Raw genomic sequence first — 15,144 nt, 5'->3', positions numbered from 1 at the left:
GACCCCACGACAGAGAGGCACCACGTGAGCACCGAGCCCACCCGCCCCGAGATCGACTTCCCCGGCGACGCCCCGCCCGCCGACCTCGTCATCGAGGACATCACCGTCGGTGACGGCGCCGAGGCGACCGCCGGCAGCACCGTCTCCGCGCACTACGTGGGGGTCGCCCACTCCACCGGCGAGGAGTTCGACGCCTCCTGGAACCGCGGCACCCCGCTCGACTTCCGCCTCGGCGTCGGCCAGGTCATCCAGGGCTGGGACCGCGGCATCGACGGGATGAAGGTCGGCGGCCGCCGCAAGCTGACGATCCCGCCGCAGCTGGCCTACGGCGACCGTGGTGCCGGTGGCGCCATCAAGCCCGGCGAGACGCTGATCTTCGTCGTCGACCTCATGGACGTGCGCTGAGCACGGGATCGATGCACGCTGCGGCGTGAGCTCCCGCGGCGGCAGCCGCGAGGAACGGGGCGGGATCCTCTTCGAGGCCCCGCCCCATCGTCGTCAGCGGGACCGGCGAGGTCGCCAGCGCCTCGAGCAGCCCGTCGGACGGCACCTCGACCGCCGTGAGCGTCGCGCGGGCGGAGGCGAGGAGGTCGGCCACCTGGCGCCGCACGAGGGCGTCGAGGCCGGCGTCTGGGAGGGCGGTGACGGGCACGTCGGCGGGCGTGAGCAGGGCCCGGCCGTAAGCGGTCCGGCTGTGGTGGCTGATGCCGAGGTGCCGCTCGCGCCGGTCGGTCCCCGACACGCGCAGCGAGGCGATGCCGTGCCCCCCGAGGACGTCAGCGGCGTGGAGGGCGTCGGCGCAGGCGACGCCGCTGTAGCCCCAGCGGGTGCCGGTGCCGACGTTTCCCGGCCCCTGCGCGACGACGACGACGTCGGCCCCGACGACGTGCCGGGCGGCGAGGAGGCCGGTGTGGGTCGTCACGGCCTCGTGATCGCCGCCGAACGCCTGGCCGACGGTGAGCGTGGCCGCGAGCCAGCCGGCCTCGGTGAGCCCGGCGACGGCCCGCGAGAACGCGGCGGGCAGCGCCCCACCGTCGGTCATGACGTACGCGACCGTCGCGCCCGGCGCGACGTGCCGCACGCCGGCGAGCACGGCGGGCAGGGCCGAGTGCAGGTCGGCGACGACGACCGGCAGGCCCGCGAGGTCGTCGGCCTCGGCGAGGACGCGGTGGTGCGGGCTGTCCTGCTCGTCGACCGCGAGGAGCATCTGCTGGAGCGGGGTGTAGCGCGCCTTGACGATGTGACCCACCCCGGGCTCGGGGTCCGCGGGCAGGGCGTCCGGGCGGGCGACGACGAACGCCAGACCGCCCGTCCCCAGCCCGCGCAGCAGGGCTGACGCGTTGAGGAGGACCCGCTCACCCTTCGCCGGGACCCCCACCATCGCGGTGTACGCCAGCGCCCTGACCTGGACGGATGCCGCGTCGCCGTCCTCGCCGGGCCGCCCGTCGAGGGTCACCGCGAGCTCGACGGCCCCCGGCCAGCTGCGCCGCTGTGCCACCACGGTCCCGGCACGCCACTGCATCACGGTCGGCAGCGTATCCGTCGGGTAGCGTTCCCAGGGTGAGCAGCGAGTCCGGGGGTGCGCCGAGCGCGGCCCAGGTCAAGACCGAGCGGCTCCTCAACCTCGTGCTCGTCCTGCTCTACACGCGCCGCCCGCTGGGGAAGGCGCAGATCCGCCAGCTCGTGCCGCAGTACGGCCAGTCGGCGTCGACCGAGGCGTTCGAGAGGATGTTCGAGCGCGACAAGGACGAGCTGCGCGAGCTCGGCATCCCGCTCGTCACCGAGGACATCGACCCCCTCCACGAGGACGAGCCGGGCTACCGGATCCACCAGCGCGACTACGCCCTGCCCGACATCGCCTTCGAGCCCGACGAGCTCGCCGTCCTCGGCCTCGCGAGCCGGGTCTGGGCGCAGGCCTCCCTCGCCGGGCCGGCGGCGCAGGCGCTGCGCAAGCTCAAGGCGGCCGGCGTCGAGCGCGACGGCGACGCCCTCATCGGCATCGAGCCGCGGCTGCGCACCACCGAGCCCGCCTTCGACGCGGTCAAGGACGGCGTCGTCCGCCGGGTGCCGCTGCGCTTCTCGTACCGCCGCCCGGACGCCGAGGAGGCCACCGAGCGCCGCGTGCAGCCGTGGTCCCTCATCTCGTGGCACGGCCGGTGGTACCTCAACGCCTTCGACGAGGAGCGCGGCGCGGCGCGGGTGTTCCGCCTGTCCCGCATCAGCGGGCCGGTTCGGACCGCCGGCCGGCCGGGGTCGTTCGAGGTGCCCGACGACCACGAGCCCGAGCTGATGGTGGCGCGGATGACGGCGCCTCCCACGCAGCCGAGCCCGGCCGTCGTCCGGGTCCGGCGCGGCACGGGGCACAGCCTGCGCCGGCAGGCCCGCACGGTCGGCGAGGTCGACGACACGTGGGACCTGGTCGACCTCGACTACCGCGACCTCGAGGACTTCGCCGAGCAGCTCGCCGGGTACGGGGCCGACGTCGTCGCCGAGCAGCCCGCCGAGCTCGTCGAGGCCGTCGTGCGACGGCTGCGCGGCGCGCTCGCCGCCCACACGGGAGGGGAGGGCTGATGGCCGGGGCCACCCAGGAGACCGCGACCGCGCGCCTCGCCCGGCTGCTGACGATGGTGCCGTGGCTGGTCAACCGCCAGGGCATCGACGTCCAGCAGGCGGCCGACGACCTCGGCGTCAGCGTCGAGCAGCTCGAGGCCGACCTCCAGCTGCTCTTCCTGTGCGGCTACGGACAGATGCCCGACGAGCTCATCGAGGCCGACTGGGAGGGCGGCAAGGTCTTCGTCGGCAACGCCGACACGATCGCCCGCCCCCTGCGCCTCGGTGTCGACGAGGCGGTCACCCTCATGGTCGGCCTGCGCACGCTGCGCGAGGTCCCCGGGCTCGACGAGCGCGACGCCGTCGACCGCGCCCTCGCCAAGCTCGAGGACGCTGCCGGAGCCGCCGCCGCACCCGCGAGCCGGGTCCGCGCCGACGTCGACGACGGCACCTCCGCCGAGCTCCTCGCCCGGGCCCGCCAGGCGGTCACCGACCGGCGCCGCGTCCACCTGCGCTACCTCGTGCCCGCTCGTGACGAGGCGACCGAGCGTGACGTCGACCCGATGCGGGTCGTCGGCGACGAGGGCCGCTGGTACCTCGAGGGCTGGTGCCACCGCGCCGAGGACACCCGCCTTTTCCGCATGGACCGCGTCGAGGAGCTCACCGTCCTCGACGTCGACGGCACCCCGCCCCCCGGGGCACGCGAGCGCGACCTCAGCGACGGCACGTTCCGGCCGGGCGCCGACGACCTCGTCGTGACCCTGCGCCTGCTGCCCGGTGCCACGTGGGTCGCCGACTACTACGTCGTCGAGACCTCGCAGGACGTCCCGGCCGCCGACGGGGGAGGGGTCGTCGTCCGGATCCGCACGGCCGACACCGCGTGGCTGCGCCGCCTCGTCTGGCGGATGGGCGGTCGCGCCGTCGTCCTCGACCCGCCCGAGGTCGTCGCCGAGGTCGCCGAGGGCGCCGCGGCGGCGCTGGCCGGCTACCCCGCGACGGAGGGCTGACGCCGTGCTGCCGTGGTGGGGCTGGGCGCTGGTCTGGGCCGTCCTCCTCGTCGGAGGCGGCCTGTGGCTCTTCGTGCTGTCGCGGCGGGTCTGGAGCTCGGCGAAGGCCCTCGGCCGTGAGGTCGAGCGGGCCGGAGCGCTGCTCTCCGAGCTCGAGGCACGGGTCGACGACCTCCGCGAGGTCGACCCACCACCCACGGCGGTGACCCAGGACCCGGCCAGGCTGCGGGCGCAGTACCGGGAGCAGCGCGCCGAGCGGGCTGCCGTGAGACGGACCCGCCGGGCCGAGCGGCTGCCGCCGTGGGCACGCGTAGACTGACCGACAGACCCCAGACCACTCGTCAGGAGATGAACCACCATGCGTCCTGGACCCACCGAGATCATCATCATCGCGGTGCTGATCATCCTGATCTTCGGCTGGAAGAAGCTTCCTGACGCCGCCCGCAGCCTCGGCCGTTCCGCCCGGGTGTTCAAGTCCGAGGTCGACGAGATGAAGAAGGACAGCGACAAGAAGTCCGACGCCTCGTCCCAGACGGTCCGCGGCGAGTCCATCGAGCCGACGAGCACCGTCGACCGGACCGTCCCCACGACCGACGGCAACGCGGTCCAGGAGAACGCCCCGAAGACCGACAACCAGTCCGGTCCCGTCGCCTGACCCTGCCCTCCACGACACCCCGCTCCATGGCACGACTGCGCCGGCGCCCTCGCGACCCCGAGGGCCGGATGACGCTGGGCGAGCACTTCCGCGAGTTCCGACGGCGGCTGTTCGTCGCCGCGATGGCGGTGCTCGTGTGCTCGATCGTCGCGGGGGTCTTCTACGACGAGGTCTTCGCGTTCCTGTCGGAGCCGTTCTACGACTACCGGCGGGCCAACCCGGAGAACGACATCAGCCTGAACTTCGGCGAGGCGACGAGCGCCCTGTCCAACCTCATCAGCCTGTCGATCTTCGTCGGGGTCGTGGCCTCGAGCCCGGTCTGGCTCTACCAGGTGTGGGCGTTCATCGTCCCGGGGCTGACCCGCAAGGAGAAGCGGATCTCGCTGGCCTTCCTCGCCTCCACGGTGCCACTCTTCCTCACCGGGGTGGCGCTCGCCTACGCGATCCTGCCGCAGTCGCTCGCCATCCTCTACGGCTTCAGTCCCGAGGGGACGTCGAACATCCAGCAGGTGTCGATGTACTTCTCCTTCGTCACCCGGTTCATCCTCGTCTTCGGCCTCGGCTTCCTCTTCCCGGTGGTCCTCGTGGGGCTCAACGTCATCGGGGCGATGCCGGCCGACCGGCTGCTGCGCGGGTGGCGGGTCGCCGTCGTCCTCATCTTCGTCTTCGCCGCCGTCGCGACGCCCACCGCCGACCCGTTCACGATGTTCGTCTTCGCCGCCCCGCTGACCCTCCTCTACTTCGGCGCGTGGCTGTTCTGCCGCGTGCTCGACAAGCGCAAGGCGGCGACCCGCCCCGACTGGCTCGAGGTCGACGACACCGAGGCATCACCGCTCTGAGCAGCCTGCTCCACTAGCCTCACGCCCATGCCGCAGCGCCTGGGGATCATCGTCAACCCGACCTCGGGCAAGAACACCGGCGCCCGCATCGGTCTCGAGGCGCTGACCCTGCTGCGCGCCGCCGGGGTGGAGGTGCTCGACCTCAGCGCCGCCGACGCGCGCGGGGCCATGGAACGAGGCCGCGCGGCCGTGGCCGACCGGGCCGTGGACGCCGTCGTCGTCGCCGGGGGCGACGGGATGGTCCACCTCGGGGCCAACCTCTGCGCCGGCACCGACGTCCCGCTCGGCATCATCGCGGCCGGCACCGGGAACGACGTGGCCCGCGCCCTCGGGCTGCCGGTCCGCGACGCGGCCAAGGCGGTCGAGCGGCTCCTGGCCGGCAACACGCGGCGGGTCGACGCCGCCCGCTCGGTGACGGCGGCGGGGGAGGAGCGGTGGTTCCTCGGCGTCCTCGCGGCGGGCTTCGACGCCGTGGTCAACGAGCGGGCCAACACGTGGCGCTGGCCCAGGGGCCGGGCCCGCTACAACCTCGCGATCCTGCGCGAGCTGCCGCTCTTCCGCGCCATCCCGTACCGGCTCGTCCTCGACGACGAGGAGGTCGTGACCGACGCGATGCTCGTCGCGGTCGGGAACGGGCCGTCGTACGGCGGTGGCATGAAGGTGACACCGGACGCCCTCTTCGACGACGGCCTCCTCGACGTCCTCGTCCTGCACCGCATCTCGACACCGGAGTTCCTGCGCGTCTTCCCCTCGGTCTTCACCGGCGCCCACACGGCGCACCCGTCGGTCGAGGTCCGGCGCGCGAGGTCCGTGCGGCTCGAGGCCACGGGCATCGTCGCGTACGCCGACGGCGAGCGGTTCGGGCCGCTGCCGATGACGGTCGAGGCCGTGCCGGGCGCGCTCACCGTCCTCGCCTGACCCCTGACGTAGCCTGAGCGCATGCCCAGCCCCGCCGAGCGGTACGCCGCGGCCCGTGACCGGTCGCGACGGGAGAGTTCAGAGGTCGGGCGGTTCGCCGCAGGGCTGGACTTCCCCCTCGACGAGTTCCAGCTGAGGGCGTGCGAGGCGGTCGAGGCGGGCCAGGGCGTCCTCGTCGCGGCCCCCACGGGTGCCGGCAAGACGATCGTCGGCGAGTTCGCCGTGCACCTCGCCCTCGCGACGGGCCGGAAGGCGTTCTACACGACACCGATCAAGGCGCTGTCGAACCAGAAGTACCACGACCTCGTGCGACGCCACGGCACCGAGAACGTCGGCCTGCTGACCGGCGACTCGTCGGTCAACGGTGAGGCGCCGGTCGTCGTCATGACGACCGAGGTGCTCCGGAACATGATGTACGCCGGCTCCTCGACGCTCACCGGCCTCGGCTTCGTCGTCATGGACGAGGTCCACTACCTCGCCGACCGGTTCCGGGGGGCGGTGTGGGAGGAGGTCATCATCCACCTGCCCGAGTCGGTCCAGGTCGTCTCGCTGTCGGCCACCGTGAGCAACGCCGAGGAGTTCGGCGACTGGCTCGCCGAGGTCCGCGGCAACCACGCCGTCGTCGTCTCCGAGCACCGCCCGGTGCCGCTCTTCCAGCACATGCTCGTCGGGACGACGATGTTCGACCTCTTCGCGGGCAACCGGGTCGACCCCGACCTGCTCCACGCCATCAGGGGCGCCGAGCAGCGGGGCCGCTTCGAGGACGCGGCGCACCGCGGCTCCGGTCGCGGGGGCCCGCCGGCACGGACCCAGCGCGGACGCGGACGTGGCAGCAACGGGACACGCGGCGGGGGGCGCGGGCCCGGTGGGGGAGACGGAGGGCGCGGCTTCGCCCGCGGTGGCCGTCCCGGCGGTGGCGCGACCCGTGCGGAGGTCATCGAGGAGCTCGACCGCGACGGCCTGCTCCCTGCCATCACCTTCATCTTCAGCCGTGTCGGGTGCGACGCGGCGGTCGGCCAGCTGCTCGCGGCCGGGACCCGCCTCATCCCCGAGAAGGAGGGGCTGCGCATCCGGCGGCACGTCGAGGAGCGGGTCGAGGCACTCGCCGACGAGGACCTCGGCGTCCTGGGCTACTGGGACTTCGTCGAGGGCCTCTCCCGCGGGTTCGCCGCGCACCACGCGGGGATGCTGCCGCTGTTCCGCGAGATCGTCGAGGAGCTGTTCACGGCGGCCCGAATCCGCGCCGTGTTCGCCACGGAGACACTGGCATTGGGCATCAACATGCCCGCACGCACGGTCGTGCTCGAGAAGCTCGTGAAGTTCAACGGCGAGGCACACGTCGACATCACGCCCGCCGAGTACACCCAGCTGACCGGCCGCGCGGGGCGCCGCGGCATCGACATCGAGGGGCACGCGGTCGTGCAGTGGGCGCGTGGCGTGGACCCGATGGCGGTCGGCGGGCTCGCGTCCACGCGCACCTACCCGCTGCGGTCGAGCTTCCGGCCGACCTACAACATGGCGGTCAACCTCGTCGCGCAGGTGGGGCGCGAGGTGGCCCGCGAGATCCTCGAGACCTCGTTCGCCCAGTTCCAGGCCGACCGGGCAGTGGTCGGCATCGCGACGGCGGTACGGCGCAACGAGGAGGGCCTCGAGGGGTACGCCGAGGCCATGCACTGCCACCTCGGGGACTTCCGCGCGTACGCCGACCTGCGGCGCCGGCTCGCCGACGCCGAGAAGGAGGGGGCGAAGTCGCGGTCGGCGTCCCGCCGGGCCGAGGCCGCGGTGTCGATGGAGAACCTGCGGATCGGCGACGTCATCCGCATCCCCGCGGGGCGCCGGGCCGGGTGGGCCGTCGTCGTGCAGCCGGCCCGGTCCGCCAAGGGGGCGCCGACCGGACCCGGCGTCGTCACCGAGGACAAGCAGTTCCGCCGCCTCACGCTCGTGGACGTGCCGGAACCGGTCGAGGCCGTGGCACAGGTCAAGGTGCCCGCGCACTTCAACCCGAAGTCGCCGAAGAGCCGGCGCGACCTCGCGACCTCGCTGCGGATCGCCGTGCCGCACGGGTTCGAGGACTCACCGCGGAGCCGGTCGGCGCGCGACGCCGCGGCCGCGGCCGCAGCGGCCGGGGAGTCGGAGCGGGTGCAGCGGCTGCGCGCCGAGCTGAAAGCGCACCCCTGCCACCAGTGCCCCGACCGCGAGACCCACGCCCGCTGGGCCGAGCGCTGGTGGCGGCTCAAGCGCGAGACGGTCGGTCTCCAGCGCAAGGTCGAGGGCCGGACGAACACGGTCGCCCGGACGTTCGACCGGATCTGCGACGCCCTCGAGTCACGCGGCTACCTCGAGGACGGCGGCACCGTCGTCACGGAGCGGGGGGAGCGGCTGCGACGGCTCTACACCGAGAAGGACCTCCTCGCCGCCGAGTGCCTGCGCCACGACGTCTGGAAGCGGCTCGACGCGCCGGGTCTGGCGGCGGCGGTCTCCGCCCTCGTCCACGAGCCCCGCCACGAGGACGCCGACCCCGCGCCGCGGATGCCGAACGAGGACGTCGCCGAGGCCGTGACGGCGATGGAGCGCCTGTGGTCCGAGATCGAGGACCTCGAGCTCGCCCACGACCTCCCGACGACGTCGATGCCCGACGGCGGGATGGCGTGGATGGTCCACCGGTGGGCCTCCGGTGACCGGCTCGACGCGGTGCTGCGCGGCCAGGACATCGCGGCCGGCGACTTCGTCCGCCGCTGCAAGCAGCTCGTCGACCTGCTCGACCAGGTGGCCAAGGCGGCGACCGACGAGGAGCTGCGGCGCACGGCCCGCACGGCCGTCGACGCCGTCCTGCGCGGTGTGGTCGCGGCCGACCGCCTCGACTGACACGACGCGCGCCCCGTCAGGGGCCGGCGTCAGCGCAGGTCCAGCGCCGTGAGGAGGCGACCGACCGGGTTCTCGACGCCGTAGTCCGCCGCGAGCCGGTCGAGGGCGGCCGGGTCGGCCACGCTGCGCGGGAGGGCGATGTCGACGTCGGCCACGGGGGCGTCGGACGCCACCCGGACCACGGTCGGCGCGACGTCGAGGTAGGCGGCCGCGGCCTCGAGGTTGGCCCGGCGGGCACCCTTGAGGGCGGGGTCGCCGCCGTCGACGGCCTCGCGCAGCGCTGCCAGCGAGCCGTACTGCGCGATGAGCTGCGCCGCCGTCTTGTCGCCGATGCCCTTGACGCCCGGCAACCCGTCACTGGTGTCACCGCGCAGCACCGACATCTCGAGGTATGCCTCGCCGGTGTCGACGCCGTACTTCTCGCGGAGGAGCGCCTGGGTCGCCACGTCGGGCTCGCGCACCCCACCGCGCCCGGTGAACAGGACGCGGACGTGGTTGTCGTCGTCCACGAGCTGGAGGAGGTCGCGGTCGCCGGTGACGACGTCGACGGCCATCCGCCCCCTGTGCCGGGCCGTGAGGGTGCCGATGACGTCGTCCGCCTCGAACCCGGGCGCGCCGAGGCGGGCGATGCCGACCGCCGCCAGGGCGTCGCGGATGAGGGGCACCTGGGGGGTGAGGCCGTCGGGGCTCTCCTCGACGACGTCCGACCCCTCGACGAGGCGGTGGGTCTTGTACGTCGGGACGAGGTCGACCCGCCACTGCGGCCGCCAGTCGTCGTCCCAGCAGGCGACGAGGTGCGTCGGCCGGTGGGCCGTGACGAGCGTGGCGACCATGTCGAGGAAGCCGCGCAGCGCGTTCGTCGGCGGCTCGTCCTCCGACGTCCTCTGGTCGGGGACACCGAAGAAGGCCCGGAAGTAGAGCGAGGCGCTGTCGAGGAGGAGCAGGCGGTCGGACGGCATGGGCCCGAGGGTAGCCGCCGCCGTCGGCCCGCCCGCCCCGCCCGGCGCGCCCGGCCCGACGGGCGAGCCGCTCGGGACGGGTGCGACCGGGACCACTACCCTGAACCCGTGGAAGACCTGGACCGCCGGATCGTCGACCTCCTCGCCAAGGACGGCAGGATCAGCTACACCGACCTCGGCAAGGCACTCGGCATGTCGACGAGCGCCGTCCACCAGCGGGTCCGCCGCCTCGAGCAGCGCGGCATCGTCAAGGGGTACACCGCCCGCCTCGACCACCAGGCCCTCGGCCAGCAGATCACCGCCTTCATCTCCATCACCCCGCTCGACCCGGCCGCGCCCGACGACATCCCCGACCGGCTGCGCGACATCGGCGCCATCGAGGAGTGCCACTCGGTCGCCGGCGACGAGAACTACATCCTCAAGGTCCGCGTCGCGAGCCCGTCCGAGCTCGAGGAGCTCATCGCCCAGGTCCGTGGAGCCGCGCACGTCTCGACGCGCACGACGGTCGTCCTCTCCACCCCCTGGGAATGACGTCGCTCGCGGCCGACCTCCGGCAGTACCTCCAGCAGGGGCGCGACGGCGTGCTGCGCGCGCTCGACGGACTCTCCGAGCACGACGCCCGCAGACCGCTGGTGGCGAGCGGCACGAACGTCCTCGGGCTCGTCAAGCACCTCGTGGGCATCGAGCTCGGCTACCTCGTCACCTGTGTCGGCCGCGAGGCCCCCACGGTGCCGTGGGACGAGGAGGGTTCGGTGTGGGAGGGCGGCGACATGTGGGCCCTTCCCACCGAGAGCCGCGAGTACGTCGTCGGGTGGTACCGCGGAGCGTGGGCGCACGCGGACGCGTCGCTGGCCGAGGTCCCGCTCGACACGCCGGCGACGGTGCCGTGGTGGCCCGAGGACCGGCGGAACACGACCTTCGGCCACCTCGCCGTCCGGGTCGTCGCCGAGACCGCACAGCACGCCGGCCACGCCGACATCCTCCGCGAGGTCGTCGACGGGCGCGGCGGCCGCGACCACGACGACATGGGGGACGCGCAGTGGTGGGACGCCTACGTCGCGCGCATCCAGGCCGCGGCCGACACGTTCCGCTGAGGGCCGCGTCAGCGGGCGATGTCGGCGACGCTCGCCCCGGTGACCGCCACGAGGTCGGCGGGGGAGAGGCCGAGGTCGAGGCCGCGGCGTCCCCCGGAGACGTAGACCACGTCGAAGAGGTCGGCCGTCTCGTCGACGACGGTGGGGAGCGCGCGCTTCTGGCCGATCGGCGAGATGCCGCCGACCACGTAGCCCGAGGACCGCTCTGCCGCAGCGGGATCGGCCATCGTGACCTTCTTGACGCCGAGGGCGCCGGCCATCGCCTTGAGGTCGAGGGAACCCGCGACCGGGACGACGGCGACGGCGAGGCCGGTGCCCGTGTCGACGAGGAGGGTCTTGAACACCTGTTCCGGAGGCAGGCCGAGCACCTCGGCGGCCTCGAGCCCGTACGACCTCGCAGACGGGTCGTGGTCGTAGGTGTGCTGGGTGAAGGCGACCCCGGCGGTGGCGAGGGCGGCGGTCGCCGGGGTCCCCGACGGTTCACGGCGAGCCACGGTCCGAGGCTACCGGTCGGGGAGGGGCCGTCGGTGGTGGCCGATACGGTTGTGGCAGTGGGGAAAGGGGGTTGTTGGGGTGAACCGCGATGGTGTGAGGTCGTTCCGTGAGGACATCGCGCTGCTCGATCGTCGTGGACTGACCGACCGCGAGCGGGTGGACCTCGTCGCCGAGCTCGAGCGCACGAAGGGCGCCGTCGCGGCGGCCCACGCGCGCCTCACGCATGCCCTCCGGCGCTCCCGTGAGGCATGCGACCCTCGCGACGCCTCGCGCTCGGTCGGCTCCGAGGTCGCGCTGGCGCGGCGCTGCTCGCCGAGCCTCGGAGACCGTTTCGTCGGACTCGCGCGCGCCCTCATCGACGAGGTGCCGCACACCATGGCGGCCCTGTCGTCCGGTGCGTGCTCCGAACACCACGCGGTCGCCCTCGTCCGGGCGACGGCGGGCCATCGTCCACGCCGACCACGCGCAGCGCGCCCGCGACGACGGTCCGACGAGCTACGTCAACGGCAACGGCGCCTGTGCGCGGTGCAACCTGGTCCAGGAGGCACCGGGGTGGTCGGTCGCGGTCCGTGACCCGCTCGCCAGCCCGGGGACCGAAGCCGACGCCCGCGAGCTCGTCGTGACCACCGGAGTCGGGCTGCGGTACTCGTCCGTGCCGCCGCCCCTCCTCGGGTGGGGATCGACTCCCGGCGTCGAGCGCCTGCCGGGCCATGCGCTTCGTGCTCCCGCCTCAGCCGCCGTCCGGCCCGGGGCGGGCAGGGTCGTCCGCGGCCGTCGTGTCAGTCAGCGACCCGCGAAGCGGCCGTTGCTGACGAGCCGTCTCGAGCGTGAGCTGTGCCGCTCCCTCACCTGAAGGAAGCGCCACCTTGGCCGCCTGGGCTCGGGGCGCTCGTCAGTGCGAGCGAAGCAGACGGGATGGCCGGCCGGGCGCGCGGACACCGCGAACCACTCGTGACCCTCCGGGTCGTCGGCGGGCCGCCGAGCCGGCTGGAGCAGGCGGCCGCCGCGCTCGAGCGCGCGTGCTCCCGGCTCCTCGGTGGAGTCGACGTGGAGGTCCAGGTGCACCTGCTGCTGCGGACCGTCGGGCCACACGACGGCCCCGGTCCGGCCACGGTCAGAGGGCGACGTCCGCCGCGGACGCGGCGCGGCTGGCACCCGCCCCGACGAGCGCCGCCTCGTGCACCTCGGCCTCGTCGTGCTGGTCGCGCCACCACTGCTGCCCCTCGGGCGGCAGGGTGTAGATCGGGTCGTGGTAGACGTACTCGCGCGACAGCGCGGCCTCGTCACCGGCCTCGATGGAGGTGCGGTAGTGCTTGCGCCAGAACGACATCCCTCGCACGGTGTCGTACTGCTCGACCTGGTGCACCCACCGCTTCCCGACGAACGGGACGTCGCAGACGATGCGCGGCGTGGCGAACCCGGGCAGGTAGCCCATGATCGCGTGCTGGAGCTCCTGGGCCTCGCGCAGCGAGAGCCGCCAGTGCTCGGAGAACGGGATCATGTCGCACATGTAGAAGTAGTACGGCGTGATCATGGCCTCGTCCTGGAGGGCGAAGCAGAGGTCGAGGAGCGCCTCGGGGGTGTTGTTGACCCCGCGCATGAGGACGCCCTGGTTGCGGACGTCGCGGACGCCCGCCTCGAGCATCGTCGTCGCGGCCTTCGCGACGAGCGGTGTCACCGACTGCGCCGCGTTGACGTGCGTGTGGATGGCGAGGGAGACACCGCGGGACCGCGCGCGGGCCGAGACCCGCGCCACCCCCTCGACCACGTCGGGCTGGAGCCAGTGCTGCGGCAGCCCCATGAGCGCCTTCGTGGCGAGGCGGATGTCGCGGATGGTGTCGACCTCGAGCAACCGGTCGAGGAATGCCTCGAGGTTCTTCCACGGCATGTTCGCGACGTCGCCCCCTGACACGACGACGTCGCGAACACCCGGGGTCCGGTGCAGGTAGTCGAGCATCGCGGCGTACCGGTCGACCGGCTTGCCCGCGAGCTTGAGCTTGGCGACCTGGGGCGTGGAGTTGCCGACGAGGTCCATGCGGGTGCAGTGCCCGCAGTACTGCGGGCACGTCGGCAGCATCTCGGCGAGGACCTTGGTCGGGTACCGGTGCGTGAGCCCCTCGACGGCCCACATGTCGTGCTCGTGGAGGGAGTCGCGGGTCGCGAACGGGTGGCTCGGCCAGTCGGTGCGACGGTCGGAGAAGACCGGGAGCATGTAGGCGCGCACCGGGTCTGCGTAGTACGCGTCGGTGAACGCGGCGCCCGCGGCCGGCATCGGGCCGTCGACGGCCGGGACCATGGTGTTGAGCATCTGCGGCGGGACGAGCATCGACATCGTGGCCCGCTCGGCCTGGTCGCGCTCGAGGTCGGCGTAGAACCGCTCCTCGAGCAGGTCGCCCATGAGGGCGCGCAGCTGGCCGACGTTCTTGACGCAGTGTGCGCGCTGCCACTGGGCGTCGGCCCACTCCTCGGCGGTGACGTCACGCCACCCCGGCAGGCGGGTCCAGTCGGGCTCAATCAGCTCACGCCGCCGGTAGGCGTACGGCTGGTCGATGATCGTCGTCATGCGTGGGAGGATACGCGGCAAATACACGTTCGTGCCACGCCCTCACCGGAGATGCTTCGGCGGCGTGTCGGATCCAGAGGAGTTCTTGTGCGCTCGACCCCCTCGTCGCCGGTCGGTCTCCACCGCGTCCTCGACCCCGCCGGGGCGTCGCTGCCGCAGGCGGCCCGTGTCCTCGACGCCGGCCCCGAGCTCTGGCCCGACGAGGTGCGCATCGACGTCGAGACCCTGAACCTCGACGCGGCGTCGTTCCGGCAGCTGAGCGAGAAGCACGGCGGCGACGGGGGAGCGGTGCGCAGCGAGGTCCTCGCGATCGTCGCCGAGCGAGGCAAGATGCAGAACCCCGTCACCGGGTCCGGCGGCATGCTCATCGGCACCGTGGCCGAGGTCGGCCCGCAGTCGCCCCTCGGGCTCGCCGTGGGCGACCGCGTCGCCACCCTCGTGTCGCTGTCGCTGACGCCGCTCACCCTCACGGACGGCCTGGTCCGCTGGGACGGCCGCTCCGAGCGGGTCCCCGCCGCCGGCACCGCGGTGCTGTTCGGCCGCTCGATCGCGGCCCGCCTGCCCGACGACCTCGACCCCGAGCTCGCCCTCATGGTCATGGACGTGTGCGGTGCCCCGGCCCTCGTGGCTCGGGTCGTCGGGGAGCGCGTGGCCCGGGGGGAGTCACCGACCGTGGCCGTGCTCGGTGCCGCCGGCAAGTCCGGGTCGCTGTCCATGGCCGCTGCCCGCGCGGCCGGTGCCCGCCGCACCCTCGGTGTCGTGCCGTTCGAGGCAGAGGCCGCGCTCCTGCGCCCCACCGGCCTCGCCGACGACGTCGTCATCGCCGACGCCCGCTCACCCCTCGGACTCTCCGAGGCGGTGGCCGCGGCCGGCGGACCGGCCGACGTCACCGTCGTCTGCGTCGACGTCCCGGGCTGCGAGCAGCCGGCGATCCTCGCCACGGCGCAGGGCGGCACGGTCGTGTACTTCTCGATGGCGACGAGCTTCTCGGCCGCCGCCCTCGGTGCCGAGGGGCTGGCGGCCGACGTGACGATGCTCGTCGGCAACGGGTACGTCCCCGGTCACGCCGACCTGGCCCTCGACCTCCTGCGCTCGACCCCCGCGGTCCGCGGGCTGTTCGAGCGGCGCCTCGCCGACCACGCCCAGCAGGGGACGCAGGCGTAGAGGGCGACACGCCGGTCCCGGAGCGGGGACGGGTC

17 protein-coding genes are annotated in these 15,144 nt (G+C 73.6%); 12 read left to right on the top strand and 5 right to left on the bottom strand.

The genetic code is table 11. The features are described from left to right. Nucleotides 1–24: 24 nt before the first annotated feature. A complete protein-coding gene (locus tag ACK8HX_RS12665; RefSeq protein ID WP_411941068.1) occupies nt 25–405 on the top strand; it encodes an FKBP-type peptidyl-prolyl cis-trans isomerase in 381 nt (126 codons plus the stop codon). On the opposite strand, the gene ACK8HX_RS12660 is transcribed toward ACK8HX_RS12665, so the two are convergent. Further along, nucleotides 389–1,525: a DUF3866 family protein gene (locus ACK8HX_RS12660; RefSeq protein ID WP_411941067.1), complete on the bottom strand. Its 1,137-nt coding sequence runs from the start codon at nt 1,523–1,525 to the stop codon at nt 389–391. The two genes, ACK8HX_RS12665 and ACK8HX_RS12660, sit on opposite strands and share 17 nt — an antisense overlap. 35 nt (nt 1,526–1,560) lie before the next feature. Here ACK8HX_RS12660 and ACK8HX_RS12655 point away from each other — a divergent pair, with 35 nt between their 5' ends. From ACK8HX_RS12655 to ACK8HX_RS12625, 7 genes are read left to right on the top strand one after another with little or no spacing between them, the layout of a single operon-like run. Beyond that, a complete protein-coding gene (locus ACK8HX_RS12655; protein ID WP_411941066.1) occupies nt 1,561–2,571 on the top strand; it encodes a helix-turn-helix transcriptional regulator in 1,011 nt (336 codons plus the stop codon). Then, nucleotides 2,571–3,557: a helix-turn-helix transcriptional regulator gene (locus tag ACK8HX_RS12650; RefSeq protein ID WP_411941065.1), complete on the top strand. Its 987-nt coding sequence runs from the start codon at nt 2,571–2,573 to the stop codon at nt 3,555–3,557. The genes ACK8HX_RS12655 and ACK8HX_RS12650 overlap by 1 nt, the downstream gene beginning before the upstream one ends. Before the next feature lie 4 nt (nt 3,558–3,561). Continuing rightward, on the top strand, nt 3,562–3,876 hold the full coding sequence (locus ACK8HX_RS12645; RefSeq protein WP_411941064.1) for a hypothetical protein: 315 nt from the start codon (nt 3,562–3,564) through the stop codon (nt 3,874–3,876). A 39-nt stretch (nt 3,877–3,915) separates the two neighbouring features. Further along, the gene (gene tatA, locus ACK8HX_RS12640; protein WP_411941063.1) at nt 3,916–4,212 is read left to right on the top strand and encodes a Sec-independent protein translocase subunit TatA; all 297 of its coding nucleotides are present in this window, start codon (nt 3,916–3,918) and stop codon (nt 4,210–4,212) included. A gap of 26 nt (nt 4,213–4,238) precedes the next feature. Beyond that, complete coding sequence (gene tatC, locus ACK8HX_RS12635; protein ID WP_411941062.1) at nt 4,239–5,051, top strand: twin-arginine translocase subunit TatC; 813 nt, start codon at nt 4,239–4,241, stop codon at nt 5,049–5,051. Nucleotides 5,052–5,078: 27 nt separating this feature from the next. Then, nucleotides 5,079–5,969 carry a diacylglycerol kinase gene (locus ACK8HX_RS12630; protein WP_411941061.1) on the top strand — a complete coding sequence of 297 codons (891 nt, stop codon included), beginning with the start codon at nt 5,079–5,081 and terminating at the stop codon, nt 5,967–5,969. A 21-nt stretch (nt 5,970–5,990) separates the two neighbouring features. Beyond that, nucleotides 5,991–8,834, top strand: coding sequence for a DEAD/DEAH box helicase (locus tag ACK8HX_RS12625; protein ID WP_411941060.1), 2,844 nt, complete (start codon nt 5,991–5,993; stop codon nt 8,832–8,834). 29 nt (nt 8,835–8,863) lie between these two features. On the opposite strand, the gene ACK8HX_RS12620 is transcribed toward ACK8HX_RS12625, so the two are convergent. Then, a complete protein-coding gene (locus tag ACK8HX_RS12620) occupies nt 8,864–9,793 on the bottom strand; it encodes a 5'-3' exonuclease (RefSeq protein ID WP_411941059.1) in 930 nt (309 codons plus the stop codon). 108 nt (nt 9,794–9,901) lie between these two features. Between ACK8HX_RS12620 and ACK8HX_RS12615 the strand changes: the two genes are divergently transcribed. Together ACK8HX_RS12615 and ACK8HX_RS12610 are read left to right on the top strand one after the other, a co-directional pair. After that, on the top strand, nt 9,902–10,324 hold the full coding sequence (locus ACK8HX_RS12615) for an Lrp/AsnC family transcriptional regulator (protein ID WP_411941058.1): 423 nt from the start codon (nt 9,902–9,904) through the stop codon (nt 10,322–10,324). After that, entirely contained in the window at nt 10,321–10,887 is a 567-nt protein-coding gene (locus ACK8HX_RS12610; protein WP_411941057.1) for a DinB family protein, read from the top strand. The genes ACK8HX_RS12615 and ACK8HX_RS12610 overlap by 4 nt, the downstream gene beginning before the upstream one ends. Before the next feature lie 8 nt (nt 10,888–10,895). Here the strand turns inward: ACK8HX_RS12610 and ybaK are convergent, their stop codons facing one another. Then, on the bottom strand, nt 10,896–11,381 hold the full coding sequence (gene ybaK / locus ACK8HX_RS12605; protein ID WP_411941056.1) for a Cys-tRNA(Pro) deacylase: 486 nt from the start codon (nt 11,379–11,381) through the stop codon (nt 10,896–10,898). 395 nt (nt 11,382–11,776) lie between these two features. Between ybaK and ACK8HX_RS12600 the strand changes: the two genes are divergently transcribed. Then, entirely contained in the window at nt 11,777–12,235 is a 459-nt protein-coding gene (locus tag ACK8HX_RS12600; protein WP_411941260.1) for a hypothetical protein, read from the top strand. On the opposite strand, the gene ACK8HX_RS12595 is transcribed toward ACK8HX_RS12600, so the two are convergent. Next, nucleotides 12,166–12,474, bottom strand: a complete 309-nt coding sequence (locus ACK8HX_RS12595; RefSeq protein ID WP_411941055.1) for a VOC family protein — start codon at nt 12,472–12,474, stop codon at nt 12,166–12,168. The genes ACK8HX_RS12600 and ACK8HX_RS12595 overlap by 70 nt on opposite strands. A gap of 22 nt (nt 12,475–12,496) precedes the next feature. Next, a complete protein-coding gene (locus ACK8HX_RS12590; protein ID WP_411941054.1) occupies nt 12,497–13,945 on the bottom strand; it encodes a KamA family radical SAM protein in 1,449 nt (482 codons plus the stop codon). Nucleotides 13,946–14,032: 87 nt separating this feature from the next. Between ACK8HX_RS12590 and kdd the strand changes: the two genes are divergently transcribed. Further along, nucleotides 14,033–15,109, top strand: coding sequence for an L-erythro-3,5-diaminohexanoate dehydrogenase (kdd, locus tag ACK8HX_RS12585; protein WP_411941053.1), 1,077 nt, complete (start codon nt 14,033–14,035; stop codon nt 15,107–15,109). Nucleotides 15,110–15,144 lie beyond the last annotated feature (35 nt).

Source organism: Oryzobacter faecalis (assembly GCF_046764005.1).
Classification (GTDB): domain Bacteria; phylum Actinomycetota; class Actinomycetes; order Actinomycetales; family Dermatophilaceae; genus Oryzobacter; species Oryzobacter faecalis.
Note: the sequence above shows the minus strand (reverse complement) of the source record. Positions and strands in the feature narration are given on the sequence as shown.

Coding starts and splice junctions, on each gene's coding strand:
- ACK8HX_RS12590 (WP_411941054.1), bottom strand. CDS start 13,945: ATGACGACGATCATCGACCAGCCGTACGCCTACCGGCGGCGTGAGCTG.
- tatA (WP_411941063.1), top strand. CDS start 3,916: ATGCGTCCTGGACCCACCGAGATCATCATCATCGCGGTGCTGATCATC.
- ACK8HX_RS12650 (WP_411941065.1), top strand. CDS start 2,571: ATGGCCGGGGCCACCCAGGAGACCGCGACCGCGCGCCTCGCCCGGCTG.
- tatC (WP_411941062.1), top strand. CDS start 4,239: ATGGCACGACTGCGCCGGCGCCCTCGCGACCCCGAGGGCCGGATGACG.
- ACK8HX_RS12610 (WP_411941057.1), top strand. CDS start 10,321: ATGACGTCGCTCGCGGCCGACCTCCGGCAGTACCTCCAGCAGGGGCGC.
- ACK8HX_RS12630 (WP_411941061.1), top strand. CDS start 5,079: ATGCCGCAGCGCCTGGGGATCATCGTCAACCCGACCTCGGGCAAGAAC.
- ACK8HX_RS12625 (WP_411941060.1), top strand. CDS start 5,991: ATGCCCAGCCCCGCCGAGCGGTACGCCGCGGCCCGTGACCGGTCGCGA.
- ACK8HX_RS12620 (WP_411941059.1), bottom strand. CDS start 9,793: ATGCCGTCCGACCGCCTGCTCCTCCTCGACAGCGCCTCGCTCTACTTC.